The 13,421-nt window shown below is 47.9% G+C and carries 7 protein-coding genes; 6 read left to right on the forward strand and 1 reads right to left on the reverse strand.

Annotated features, from left to right (window positions below; translation table 11 throughout):
• Positions 1-18 precede the first annotated feature (18 nt).
• The 3 genes from ACSQ8P_RS14440 (at position 19) to deoC (ending at position 3,054) form a co-directional block, all read left to right on the forward strand.
• On the forward strand, positions 19-786 hold the full coding sequence (locus ACSQ8P_RS14440) for a 16S rRNA (uracil(1498)-N(3))-methyltransferase (RefSeq protein WP_436239527.1): 768 nt from the start codon (positions 19-21) through the stop codon (positions 784-786).
• Between the two features lie 6 nt (positions 787-792).
• Positions 793-2,127 (forward strand): tRNA (N(6)-L-threonylcarbamoyladenosine(37)-C(2))-methylthiotransferase MtaB, encoded by a 1,335-nt coding sequence (mtaB, locus tag ACSQ8P_RS14445; RefSeq protein WP_056609765.1) that lies wholly within the window; start codon positions 793-795, stop codon positions 2,125-2,127.
• A gap of 246 nt (positions 2,128-2,373) precedes the next feature.
• A complete protein-coding gene (gene deoC / locus ACSQ8P_RS14450; RefSeq protein WP_236287448.1) occupies positions 2,374-3,054 on the forward strand; it encodes a deoxyribose-phosphate aldolase in 681 nt (226 codons plus the stop codon).
• Here deoC and ACSQ8P_RS14455 read toward each other — a convergent pair.
• On the reverse strand, positions 3,017-4,048 hold the full coding sequence (locus ACSQ8P_RS14455; RefSeq protein ID WP_436235835.1) for a Na/Pi cotransporter family protein: 1,032 nt from the start codon (positions 4,046-4,048) through the stop codon (positions 3,017-3,019). The genes deoC and ACSQ8P_RS14455 overlap by 38 nt on opposite strands.
• 119 nt (positions 4,049-4,167) lie before the next feature.
• Between ACSQ8P_RS14455 and ACSQ8P_RS14460 the strand changes: the two genes are divergently transcribed.
• The 3 genes from ACSQ8P_RS14460 (at position 4,168) to addA (ending at position 13,370) form a co-directional block, all read left to right on the forward strand.
• Complete coding sequence (locus tag ACSQ8P_RS14460; protein WP_436235836.1) at positions 4,168-5,541, forward strand: class I SAM-dependent rRNA methyltransferase; 1,374 nt, start codon at positions 4,168-4,170, stop codon at positions 5,539-5,541.
• Positions 5,542-5,855: 314 nt separating this feature from the next.
• The gene (gene addB, locus ACSQ8P_RS14465) at positions 5,856-9,386 is read left to right on the forward strand and encodes a helicase-exonuclease AddAB subunit AddB (RefSeq protein ID WP_436235837.1); all 3,531 of its coding nucleotides are present in this window, start codon (positions 5,856-5,858) and stop codon (positions 9,384-9,386) included.
• A gap of 21 nt (positions 9,387-9,407) precedes the next feature.
• Positions 9,408-13,370 (forward strand): helicase-exonuclease AddAB subunit AddA, encoded by a 3,963-nt coding sequence (gene addA, locus ACSQ8P_RS14470; protein WP_436235838.1) that lies wholly within the window; start codon positions 9,408-9,410, stop codon positions 13,368-13,370.
• Positions 13,371-13,421 lie beyond the last annotated feature (51 nt).

Consider the following 13,421-nt stretch of genomic DNA (forward strand, 5'->3'; position numbering starts at 1 on the left):
GATAGAGAGGCTTTGACTATGCAGCGTTATTTTCTCCCGCCTGAGCAGTTCCATGCTTCTACACAAACAGTCACCATTCAGGGTGACGACGCTCATCATCTGGGTCGAGTAATGCGAGCAGAAATAGGAGATAAAGTGATCTGCAGCAATGGTGTGGATCGTGAGGTGCTCGTTCGTATCACTCACTTGGATAAGGGAGCTGTTACAGCGGAAATCGTGGAAGAGCTTGCGATGGATGCGGAAGCGGCTGTTGACGTGTGGATTGCGCAGAGCTTACCCAAAGGCGATAAGATGGAGCTTATTATTCAAAAAGGGACCGAGATCGGGGCAGCCCGGTTTCTTCCTTTTTTATCGGAACGAACCATTGTACAATACGATGCGAAGAAAGAAGCTAAGCGCACAGAGCGCTGGCAGAAAATCGCAAAGGAAGCGGCAGAGCAAGCTCATCGTAACCGAGTTCCGCAGATTGAATCCGTCTACTCGTGGAAGCAATTGCTGCAGCGGGCGAAGGAAGCGGATGTCGCTTGGATTTGTTATGAGAAAGAAGATGGTCAACAACTGAAACCTGCGATTCAGTCCGCGATAGCAGCCGGGCAGATTGGACCAGGAAAGCAAGTGTTGATTGCGGTAGGCCCCGAGGGTGGATTCACAGAGCAAGAAATTAAGCAAGCTGAAGAAGCTGGCTTTCGCTCGGTTTCGCTGGGGAATCGTATTTTACGGACGGAGACGGCTGCGATGGTCGGCCTTACGTGTCTGTTCTATGAAACCGGAGAAATGGGAGGATAAGCGAAAATGGCAACGGTAGCGTTTCATACACTAGGATGTAAAGTAAACTTTTATGATACAGAAGCAATTTGGCAGCTTTTTAAAAATGAGGGCTATGAGCAAGTTGATTTCGAAAATACAGCTGATGTCTATGTGATTAACACATGTACGGTTACGAATACAGGGGATAAGAAAAGTCGTCAAATGATTCGTCGTGCGATTCGTCGTAATCCAGAAGCAATTGTCGCTGTAACGGGTTGTTACGCACAAACATCACCAGCTGAAATTATGGCGATTCCGGGCGTAGACATGGTGATCGGGACGCAAGATCGTGAGAAAATCATTCCGCTTGTGAAGCAATTTGAGTCGGATCGTCAACCGATTAACGCAGTACGTAACATCATGAAAACCCGGACTTTCGAAGAGTTGGACGTGCCTGATTTTGCTGATCGTACAAGGGCTTTTCTGAAAATTCAAGAAGGCTGTAACAATTTCTGTACCTTCTGCATTATTCCGTGGTCACGTGGACTCATGCGCAGTCGGGAACCGCAAAGTGTAATTGCACAAGCGGAGCAGCTGGTTGCAGCAGGTTATCAAGAAATCGTACTCACAGGTATTCATACTGGGGGCTATGGCGAAGATATTGAAGACTACAGCTTGGCGAAGCTTTTGAAAGATTTGGATAAAGTGGAAGGCTTGAAGCGCATTCGGATTTCTTCCATTGAAGCTAGTCAAATTACAGATGAAGTGATTGATGTTCTGAAATCTTCGGACAAAATGTGCCGTCATCTGCATATCCCGTTACAAGCGGGCGATGATCAGGTGCTTGCGCGGATGCGTCGGAAATATACGACTGCTGAGTTCGCTCGTAAAATTGAGCGTCTGCACGAAATTATGCCGGATGTCGCCATCACGACGGATGTTATTGTTGGTTTCCCAGGTGAAACAGAAGAGATGTTCCGTGACGGTTACAAGTTCATGGAGCAAATGAAATTCTCTGAAATGCACGTTTTCCCTTACTCCAAGCGGACAGGTACACCTGCTGCGCGGATGGAAGATCAGGTGGATGAGGAAATCAAAAACGCGCGTGTTCACGAACTCATTGATCTATCTGAGAAAATGCAATTAGCATATGCGCAGAAATTTGTTGGGCAAGTCCTGGAAGTCATTCCGGAACGTACTTACAAAGGCGCTCCAGACAGTGGGTTGTACAGTGGTTATTCCGATAACTATGTGCAGTTAGTTTTTGAAGGCTCAGAAGAGATGATCGGTCAAGTGTGCCGTGTGAAAGTTACGGAAGCCGGTGTAAATGAAAGTAAAGGTCAACTCGTACGCATTCTTGAAGGCGTAGTGAATTTGTAAGTGAAGTTGTAAGGCAATTACCTACCTCTACGCGTGGTCGTTCCTTTCGACCACATAGGAGAGTATAAGTTTTCGGTATCCGAAAACTGCTTTCATATTGGCGATAAAACCTACCTCTAAACGCGGTCGCTCATCATTGAATGGCCTCGATAGAGGTTTTCTCAATGACTGCGCTAGAGGTTTTCTCGATTACACGGGAGCTCAGAGTTATAGATGAAATGACTAAATTAGATGAGGTGCTTCATAATGACATTGAACGCGAAAGAAATTGCTAGTTATATTGACCATACGTTATTGAAAGCAGATGCGAGCACAGCGGCGATTCACAAATTGTGTGAGGAAGCTGCGCAGCATCAATTTTTCAGTGTGTGTGTGAATTCGCAGTTTGTAGCAACAGCTGCCAAAGCATTGGAAGGAACAGGTGTGAAGGTTGCAGCTGTAGTTGGCTTCCCACTTGGCGCGAGTTTGAGTGAAGTGAAAGCATTCGAAGCGGCAAAAGCTGTTGAAAACGGCGCTGCTGAAATCGATACTGTTTTGCCGATTGGATTGCTTTTGGAAGGACAATTGGATGCGGTTCGTTCGGATATTAAGCAAGTCGTAGATGCGGTAAAAGGGAAAGCTATCGTCAAAGTAATCATGGAAACAGGGTTTCTGAATGATGAGCAGAAAGCAACAGCTTGCCGTCTTTCGGAAGAAGCGGGAGCTCATTTTGTGAAAACATCCACTGGCTTTGGACCTGGTGGAGCTACGGTAGAAGATGTTCGCTTGATGCGTCAAAATGTGTCCAGCACGATTGGCGTGAAAGCATCTGGCGGCGTTCGCGACGTAGAGACGGCGATTGCGATGATTGAAGCCGGAGCAACGAGATTAGGGACTAGCTCTGGTGTAGCTATTGTGAACGGAACTCAAGGCGCTTCCACATACTAAGATAGCAGAGAGGCAGCGCAATTAGGGAGCCTACGATGTTGAAAATGGTTTGGGAGCGGGCAATTTGTGAAGCGGCGTCATCAGCAAGCAGTCCTGAAAGACTAACGAGCACATGGATAAACGGGTAAAAGAGGATCGCACCTCCGACATTCAGCAGCACATGTGACCAGGCTACATAACGCCCGGCGCGTGAGCTGCTCATGCCTGCGATCACTGCAGTGACACAGGTGCCGACGTTGGCACCAATAGTAATAGCAACCCCGAGCTCGACGGGGATCGCCCCGGTGGCGGCGAGGCTCATCGCCATCGCGATGACGGCTGCGCTGCTATGCACGAGCGCGGTCACCGCTGCGCCTGCGAGGATGCCCCAGAGCAGGCTCGTTTGCGCCTGATGTACGAACCAGGCGAACAGACCGCGGGACTGCAGCGCAGGCCCGATGGTTTGCATGATCTCGATGCCGAGCAGCACGAGAGAGAAGCCAGCCGCCGCGAGCGAGCCGTAGCGGACGCTGCGCAGCCATTGGCGACTGCCGTCATGTGCGGCGGTCTGCGGTAGTGCCGCGCCTGCTTGCGCGGCGTTGGAGCGGGGCTCGCTTGCCTGAGGCAGCGGCCCAGCCAGCCAGCTCGCCAGCCACACGCTGGCGCTGGCGATTAGGATCGGCACGCCGATGCCACCCAAGCTGAGCCCGATCAACTCAGTGGTGAGGCACGTGCCGATGTTCGTTCCGAGAATCACGCCAAGTGTTCTCGGGAAGGAGAGGACGCCAGCGCCGACGAGGCCGATGGCGATGACTGTGATTGCGGTGCTGCTCTGCAGCGCCGCGGTGAGCACGGTGCCGGTGATGAGACCGCGCACCGGTGTTCGGGTAAACCGCTCCAGCCACAGCTGGAGGCGGGGGCCAGCCCAGGTTTGAAGCGAGGTTTCCATGAGCTTCATCCCGAGCAGAAATAAGATAAAGCCTGTAGCAACAGGCAGAATAATAGCATGAATCATGAGAGGATCTCCTTTTCGTGTGCGTACGACGTTTTCAACCAATATATGTGACCGTAAAGACAAGCATGACAAGCCAGATGGTATAGGTGAACGGTTTCACGCAAAGGACGGCTAAAACAATGGCAGCAGTATTTTTACATAAGAAACGCAAACCCCGCTTGGAGCAAGGACATCCATGGGTGTATAAGAGTGAAATTGAGCGCACGGATGGGGAAATTGTGCCTGGACAGCTTGTATCCGTTCAGAACCACCTAGGCAAATATCTAGCAACCGGCTATTACAACGAAGCTTCACAGCTTACGGTACGTATTGTATCGTATAGCCCGATTGAAGCGATGACGACGGAGTTTTTCGTCGAACGTTTTACACGTTGTTTCCTACATCGTCAGCGCTTTGTGAAAGGAGCGCAGTCTTATCGGTTGGTATATGGAGAAGCTGATTTCCTGCCAGGACTAATTGTTGATAAATTCGAGAACACACTGGTTGTTCAGCTTTTGACCTTGGGGATGGACCTCTGCCGAGACAATATCGTTGAAGCGCTGGTACAAGTTATGAAGCCAGTCGGGATCTATGAGCGAAGTGACGTTTCCATTCGTGAACTGGAAGGTCTGAAGCAGACGAAGGGACTTCTGTATGGCGATTGTGCGAAGCATGTTGATATTTTGGAAAATGGTCTTCGTATTCGCGTCGATATTGAAGAAGGTCAGAAGACAGGTTACTTCTTCGACCAACGTGAGAATCGCGCGGCCATAGCTCCGTTGATGACTGGCTGGGGTCACCGCAGCGGAATCAATTTGACGGAAATCGAAGAGAATGGCGTAACGCAAATGCTCCCTGTGAACGCGAATGGCAAAGTAGTAACGTTCCCTCTGTGGGATGGCGCTTCTGTGCTGGAGTGTTTCTCTCATACAGGAAGCTTTACACTGAATGCTTGTCAATTCGGAGCGAAAAAAGTAACGTGTCTCGATATCTCCGAGCATGCGATTGAAAGTGCACGTACGAACGTTGCTTTGAATGGCTTCGAGGATCGCGTCGAATTCGTTGTCGCGGATGCCTTCGAGTACTTACGTACGCAAGTGAAGGGCTTGGATAAGCGCAAGCTTCGTTCTGTGGCTGGTGCGGCAGGACAAGCCAAAGTAGACACCTCGAAGCCTGTAGGTACTGGTGGGCGTACTTGGGACGTCGTTATTCTCGATCCACCTGCCTTTGCCAAGACGAAAAGTGCGGTGGAAGGAGCTTGCCGCGGCTATAAGGATATCAATTTGCATGGAATGAAACTTGTGAATGAAGGCGGTTATCTCGTCACAGCAAGCTGTTCGTACCACATGCATCCAGAGTTATTCCTTGAAACGATTCATGCGGCTGCAACCGATGCGGGTAAGCTGTTACGCTTAATTGAGTTCCGTGGAGCAGGGATGGATCACCCGCGTATTCTTGGCGTGGATGAAGGACATTATTTGAAGTTTGCAATTTTTGAAGTGCGCAGCAAATAAGCTGATTTAAGTGAGCGAAGCCGGTTAATCTGGCTTTGCTTTTTTTGTTGTGTTTACGGGTGTTGGTGTGAGGGGGCTGGTACTTGAAAGTCGTGTATTAGATAGTTTTCATAGCGAATGCCTTTTTGTTTTTTGCTTTCCATGCTATACTAATAGAATATATGTTCGTATATTAATCCCGATTGAACCCCTCAGTTCCCCCTCCATCATCTACCACGCCGACTCATCACTAGAAATATGATAGAATAGAGAGATAGAAAACGAGAATTGCTTACGAAGCAAGCTTTCCGACGGAAAGTGTTAGGAGGCCTTGAATGTCCATTCGATTCGTGATTGGTAGAGCCGGAAGCGGCAAGAGTGAACGTTGTCTGACTGAAATGAAAGAGCAGCTAGCATCGGCCCCTGAAGGTGATCCGTTGATTTTGCTCGTCCCTGAACAAGCCACATTTCAAGCTGAGCATGCGCTGGTTTCGGATCCAAATATTCGAGGGATGATCCGCGCGCAAGTATTAAGTTTCCACCGTTTAGCCTGGCGTGTCATGCAAGAAGAAGGCGGGACAGCACGTCTGCCGATTGATGATACTGGCAAGAAATTGCTGTTAACGAGCATTTTACATAAATATAAGGATAAACTCCGACTTTTTGGTCATTCTGCTGAGCAAATGGGTTTTGTTGATCGACTGAATCAGCTTTTTACGGAAATGAAACGTTATTGCGTGACGGCGGAACAGCTGGAAACGCATGAGAATAAACGAGTGACTACCCTTGGAGAACACGGCTTGCTGCGTGACAAAATGCATGATATCCAACTCGTGTACCGCCAATTTGAGGCAGAGCTTGCAAGGCAGTATTTGGACGGCGAAGATTACCTCACACTGCTCGCAGAACAAGTACCTAACTCAGATTATTTGCGTTCAGCGTCACTTTGGATTGATGGGTTTCATGGCTTTACTCCTCAAGAATTCAAGGTGCTTGGTGCGCTATTTGCTGCTTGTAAGCAAGTGACAATTACGTTATGTCTGGATCGCGAACTACAGGCGGGGGATACCCCGGATGAATTGGATTTATTTCATCCTACAGCTACGACGATGGTACGTTTGCAGGATATGATTTGGCAGCTAGGTCTTGGTACGGCTGAAGTTCTTCATCTCGCTCAAGAGCGTTCGCCTAGATATGAGGATAGTCCTGCGCTTTCCTATTTGGAGCAAAATTTTGATCGCCGAATAGGTGGCGGAGCGCCTAAATATAAGCCTTCTCCTGGAGAGAAAATCGCCGACCAGCTCGTTATTAGGGAAGCCGTTCATCGTCGTGCGGAAGTTGAAGGCGCAGTGCGTGACATGCTTCAGCTGGTTCGAGAGCATGGTGTGCGGTGGCGTGAAATGGCCATCATGGTGCGAAATATGGAAGGGTACCAGGATCTGTTAAACATGGTGCTTACGGATTATGAGATCCCACACTTTTTCGATCAGAAGCGTTCGGTGCTTCATCATCCACTCGTGGAATTCATTCGCTCAGCACTCGAGGTTATTCAGCATAATTGGCATTACGATGCGGTATTTCGTTGTATCAAAACGGATTTACTGCTGCCTCCGGGAGCGACAACTCAAAGGACTGAGCTAGATAAATTAGAGAATTATGTGCTTGCATTCGGGATTCAAGGCTATAGATGGACGGATGGCAAGCCATGGACGTATAAATTTCGTGCCAATTTGGAGCAAGCAGAAGATCTTGTAAATGAACAAACAGCGGAGCTTCAAGCGTTAAATACGAGCAAATCGTGGGTCGTCGGTCCATTGCTGGCGTTATCCAATCGCCTTTCACAAGCACGTACGGTCAAAGCTCAGGTCGAAGCGGTTTATGAGTTATTGGTAACCGTTCAAGCGCCAGAGAAATTAGAAGCATGGACGCAGCAAGCAACGCTCGATGGAAAGCCAGAAAAGGCTCGCGAGCACGGTCAAATGTGGAACAGTGTCATGGATATGCTTGATCAGTTGGTGGAAACCATGGGCGATGATGAACTTTCCTTAGAGCTGTTTAACGGTCTGATCGAAACAGGGATGGAAAGCATGAAACTGGGCTTAGTTCCGCCCTCGATGGATCAATTGCTGATTGGAAGTATGGATCGAACTCGCTCAAGCGGGATTAGGTATGCGTATATTTTAGGTGTAAATGACGGGGTTATTCCTGCACAGATGGCTGAAAAAGGTGTGCTCACAGAAGCAGAACGCAGTGTTCTCATGGACTCCGGATTACCAATGGCGGATGGAAGCCGCCGAAAGCTGTTGGATGAGCAATTTATCGTCTATACATCGTTGACCGTACCAGGGAAGCGGCTTTGGATGAGTTATCCGTTAGCAGATGAAGAAGGGAAATCGTTGCTGCCTTCGGAGCTGATCAGACAGATGCGACAGCTTTTCCCGGGAACGGAAGAATCTCTGCTTCTTGCAGAACCTTCAGCGGAAGCTTCCGAAAGTGAGCAAGCTGCCTATCTGGCGCATCCGACACAGGCGATCTCTTATTTGGCTGTTCGCATGAAGCATTGGATGCTAGGCGGCCGTATGTCAGAGCTATGGTGGGATGCGTACAATTGGTACGCGGAACAACCTGATTGGCAGATGAAACTGCAATCGGTTGTGCAGGCATTACAATATACGAACAAAGAGAAGGGGCTTTCCATCCCTACTAGCAAAATGTTATATGGGCAGCACTTACGTGCCAGCGTTTCACGAATGGAGAAGTATGTGGCTTGTCCGTTCTCGCATTTCATTTCTCATGGCCTAAGGCTGCAAGAGCGTCGCGTCTATCGCTTAGATGCTCCGGATATCGGGCAATTGTTTCATGCAGCATTGAATCAATTCGTTCAGAAGCTGCAGCAGGACCAACTAGATTGGGGTTCACTTTCCGCTGAACAATGTATGGAGAGGTCTGCACAAGTTGTGGACGAACTCGCACCGAGGCTGCAAGGTGAAATTCTATTGAGTTCAAGCCGCTATGCGTATATAGCTAGAAAACTAAAGCAAGTGGTTGGCAGAGCAGCGGTCATTCTCGGAGAGCATGCCAAGCATGGTCAATTTCAACCACTCGGTCTGGAGATTGATTTTGGACCAGGCAAGGATTTACCATCGCTAACATTTGAATTGGAAAACGGCTGTACCATGGAGATTATCGGCCGAATCGACCGTGTGGATCGAGCGGATGGTGAGAACGGTGTACTTTTACGAGTAATTGATTACAAATCTAGTCAAACAGCTTTGCAGCTCTCAGAAGTGTACTACGGATTATCCCTACAAATGTTGACTTACTTGGACGTTATTCTTACACATGCGGAGACATGGCTTGGTGCCCACGCGAAGCCGGCAGGCGTGCTTTATTTCCACGTGCATAATCCGATGCTGCAGCAGAAAAATGCGCTTGATCCGGCCTCCGTTGAGAAAGAGCTGCGTAAACGCTTCAAAATGAAGGGTTTAATTACTGCTGATGCTGAGGTAGCTGGATTGATGGATGATGAGCTCATCCACAGCTCGGGGCATTCACAACTTATCCCAGTTGCTTTAAAGAAAGATGGGAGTTTTTACTCGACTTCATCGGTAGCTACGGACGAGCAGTGGGATACGCTGCGGAGCTATGTACGCAAACAAGTGAAACAAATTGGTACGAACATTACGGACGGGCATGTTGATATCGCTCCTTATCGGTTAGGGAAAAAATCAGCCTGCCAGCACTGCTCGTATACGTCGATTTGTCAAATAGATCCCTTATTTGAAGGAAATGACATCCAAGTCTTTCGACCACGTGCGAAGGATCAAGTATGGACGGATTTGGCTGCACAGGTTGGCCAGTCGTGAAGGTAGAAAGGAGCGTACAAGGTGACACAACAGCAAGTACCTAAACCTATCGGTAGTACATGGACGGATGATCAATGGGACGCGATAACCCTCAAGGGTCAGAATATGCTAGTTGCCGCTGCTGCGGGCTCTGGCAAGACAGCCGTACTCGTTGAACGTATCATTCGACGGATCTCCAATGAGTGGGAGCCAATCGATGTAGACCGATTACTCGTTGCTACTTTTACGAAGGCTGCAGCTTCCGAAATGAAGCATCGGATTCGAGAAGCACTTGAGAAAGAACTAATGAAACAGCCGCATTCCCAACATCTGCGAAAGCAGCTTGCACTTATGGGGAAGGCGTCCATTACCACTTTGCACTCCTTTTGTTTAGAGGTTGTACAACGTTATTTTAGTCTCATCAAATTAGACCCTGGCTTTCGGATAGCGAATGAAACAGAAGCTGATTTGCTTCGTCAAGATCTGCTTGGCGAGATGCTGGAAGAATATTATGCTGCGAGTGATGAGAACAGTGCCTTTTGGAAATTGGTTGACTCATTCAGTGGTGAACGTAATGATAATGCGATTATGCAGCTCATTCAGAAGCTATACGATGTATCTCGCAGTCATCCTTGGCCAGAGCATTGGTTAAGAGGAACAGCTTCAATGTTTGGGCCGCCAGCACATCAAGCTGACCAAGTGAGTATGGATGAGGCAACGGCGATAGTTGAAGAAGCCTTACCTTATGTTGCCGCGGCATCTGCACCTGTGGATTATTCATTATGGGAGCAAAGTCTTATTCGTGATCTATCCCTTGAGTTAGAAGGGGCAGCAGACTTACTAGGACAAGCCATCCATATTGCGGAATCCCCGGGAGGACCTGCTCCGTATTTAGATAATTTACGTGATGATGTACTGCTCGTTCAGAATTTACTGGAAACAACGACATATCCCTGGTCTGTCTTATATCTTGGTTTTCAAACGGTCGAGTTCGGTAAGCTCAAAGCCTGCAAAGGCGATGATTATGATAAAGGGCTGCAAGAAGAAGTCAAAGAGCTGCGAAACAAGGCAAAGGATCAAATTAACAAGTTAAAAGAAGAATTGTTCGGCCGGACACCAGAGCAGTTTCATGAAGAAATTGCAGTAATGGCTCCTTTGCTACACGTTCTTGTCGATCTCATCGTTGATTTTGGCGGGCGGTATCAAGCGGCTAAAGCAGCGAAGGGTCTGATAGACTTTGCCGATTTGGAGCATTTCTGCTTGCAAATTCTAAGTGCCCCTGGTTCAATGCCTGGTGAATTGTATCCTTCAGAAGCAGCGCAAGCGTATCGAAAACAATTTGCTGAAGTGCTGCTGGACGAATACCAGGATACGAATCGTGTCCAAGAAGCCATTGTTGAGCTGATTTCAACAGCAAAGCCCGGGAATCGGTTTATGGTTGGCGATGTGAAACAAAGTATTTATCGGTTTCGACTGGCAGAGCCAGGTCTATTTTTAGAAAAATACAAAGCGTATCGTTCCAACAAAGATGATGTGTCTGATCGTGAAATGAACGGTGGAAGAATTGACTTAGCGAGAAATTTTCGCAGTCGACTTCAAGTCGTCGATGCGGTTAACTTTATTTTCAAACAAATGATGAATGAAACTGTCGGTGAAATTGCTTACGATGAGCGTGCTGAACTAGTGTATGGAGCTGGGTATCCTCCTTCGCTATCCGATTGTTCTGTGGAGATGCTATTAATAGACCGTGCGAAAGACGGTGCTGACAAAAGTGATGCGTTTACGGAAGAATCGGATGAAAACGGTGACGAATTGAACGTCGATGGTGCTGAAAGCGGGACTGATCCTGCCTTGGAAGCAGAAGAGCTGGAAACCGCACAATTGGAAGCACGTACCATTGCTCGTCAAATCAAGGGTTTGTTAGGTGCTGAGAATCAAGACCCTTTTCAAGTGTTTGATAAAAGAACGGGTGGCAATCGTCCGGCAACCTATAGGGATATCGTGATTTTATTGCGAGCAACCCAAGCTTGGTCTCCCATTTTGATCGACGAGCTCAAGAAACAGGGAATACCTGCTTATGCCGAGCTTAGCACAGGGTACTTCTCGGCAACAGAAGTCGAGACGATGCTCTCCTTATTGAAGGTTATTGACAATCCGTATCAGGACGTACCTCTGGCTGCTGTTTTGCGATCACCTATGGTGGGGCTGACAGCTGAGCATTTAGCACAAATTCGAGTTGCGGATAAATCTGTAGCTTTCTATGAGTCTGTACTGCAAACAGCCCAGCAAAGTACACTTGATGAGAATGACGAGTTGTCCAATAAATTGACAGTGTTTCTTGCACAATTAGAACAATGGCGAAATGACGCGAGGCAGGGCTCTCTTGCTGACTTGATCTGGTGTATCTTTAGACAAACCGGCTATTATGATTTCGCTGGCGGTTTGCCTGGCGGCATGCAAAGACAAGCTAATTTAAGAGCGTTATATGATAGAGCTAGACAATACGAGAGTACATCGTTGCGTGGATTATTCCGCTTTTTACGGTTTATTGAGCGTATGAAAGAGAGCGGAGGCGATCTTGGAACCGCGCGTGCGCTGGGTGAACAGGAAGACGTCGTACGAATTATGTCCATTCATAAGAGTAAGGGCTTGGAATTTCCAGTAGTTTTCGTGGCGGGAATGGCGAAAATGTTTAATCAGCGCGATATGAATGAGGCATTCTTATTGCATAAAGAGCTAGGTTTTGGACCGCGATTTGTAGATACGACGCTTCGTGTCAGTTATCCGACTTTACCTTCACTTGCCATTAAAAAGAGGCTGAAGCTAGAACTTCTAGCTGAAGAAATGCGCGTCCTTTATGTAGCACTTACGAGAGCGCGCGAGAAATTGTACCTATTGGGCACTGTGAAATCTCTCGACAAGCTTCTGCGTGGTTGGGGACGTCACCTATCAAGAGAGGCATGGTACTTGCCTGATTTTGAGTTGGCTAAAGCGAAGAGCTATCTGGATTGGGTCGGACCGGCGTTGCTTCGTCATCCTGATGCAGCCTTGTGGCGAGAAAGACTTGGTATTAGCGATATGTCTTCTGATGTACGCTTGCTGCGTGATTCCTCGCAATGGAAACTGTCTGTGATTACGCCTGAAAGCTTGCAGCAGCTGGATGTACTAGAAGATGCGGCTTTCGAGCCAGATCAAGATCGATTTCTGGCGATTCAGCAACGAGAGGTGGTTACTACATCGGGAAAATGGAAAGATGCTTTAGGAGAGCGTTTATCCTGGCAATATGATTTCCCAGATGCACCTAAACATTTTGCCAAAACGACAGTTTCGGAGATGAAACGATTATCTGAGGTTAACCGGATCGCAGATGAGTTGGAGTCACCGAACTCTGTAGAAACTGCATCTATTCTGGGGCAAGCGTCAGTAACCAGTAAACCAGCTACTTCGATTTGGCGTAGACCGAGATTTATGGAAGAGAAGAAGCTAACGGCGGCAGAGAAGGGGACTGTTGTTCATGCCGTTATGCAAAATATGTCCCTATCGGAATTACCTACAGAGGCAAGTATCCAATCGACACTTCAGGAGATGTTGGACAAACAAACAATGACGCAAGACCAACGGGATGTGGTTGATATTCCTGTTATTTTGAAGTTTTTTGAAACATCGGTTGGCAAACGAATGATCCAGTCACGTCATGTTCAGCGAGAGGTTCCATTTAGTTATGGACTCCCTGCAGATGAGGTTTATTCCGAGACGGATCCATCAACGCTTGGTGAGACAGTGCTCATTCAAGGGGTCATTGATTGTCTATTTGAAGATGAACTGGGACTCGTTCTCGTAGATTATAAAACGGATGCAGTTAGAGGAAGCACGGAATCAGAACTTCAGCTTCGCTATGAGAAGCAAATAGGGTTGTATGCTCGAGCTGTGGAACACATCTGGAAACGTCAAGTTCACGGAAAATTCCTCTATTTCTTTGATGGAGCCAAATTAGTAGAAATGTAGGATGAGATCATAGAAACGAATGCCGACACAGGGTCAGGAAGGAGATGAGAC

This window comes from Paenibacillus sp. LjRoot153, assembly GCF_964253085.1.
In the GTDB taxonomy this organism is placed as follows: domain Bacteria; phylum Bacillota; class Bacilli; order Paenibacillales; family NBRC-103111; genus Paenibacillus_E.

Excerpts from the sequence above, each read along its gene's own strand:
- ACSQ8P_RS14440 (WP_436239527.1), top strand. The coding sequence starts at position 19 with ATGCAGCGTTATTTTCTCCCGCCTGAGCAGTTCCATGCTTCTACACAA.
- mtaB (WP_056609765.1), top strand. The coding sequence starts at position 793 with ATGGCAACGGTAGCGTTTCATACACTAGGATGTAAAGTAAACTTTTAT.
- deoC (WP_236287448.1), top strand. The coding sequence starts at position 2,374 with ATGACATTGAACGCGAAAGAAATTGCTAGTTATATTGACCATACGTTA.
- ACSQ8P_RS14455 (WP_436235835.1), bottom strand. The coding sequence starts at position 4,048 with ATGATTCATGCTATTATTCTGCCTGTTGCTACAGGCTTTATCTTATTT.
- ACSQ8P_RS14460 (WP_436235836.1), top strand. The coding sequence starts at position 4,168 with ATGGCAGCAGTATTTTTACATAAGAAACGCAAACCCCGCTTGGAGCAA.
- addB (WP_436235837.1), top strand. The coding sequence starts at position 5,856 with ATGTCCATTCGATTCGTGATTGGTAGAGCCGGAAGCGGCAAGAGTGAA.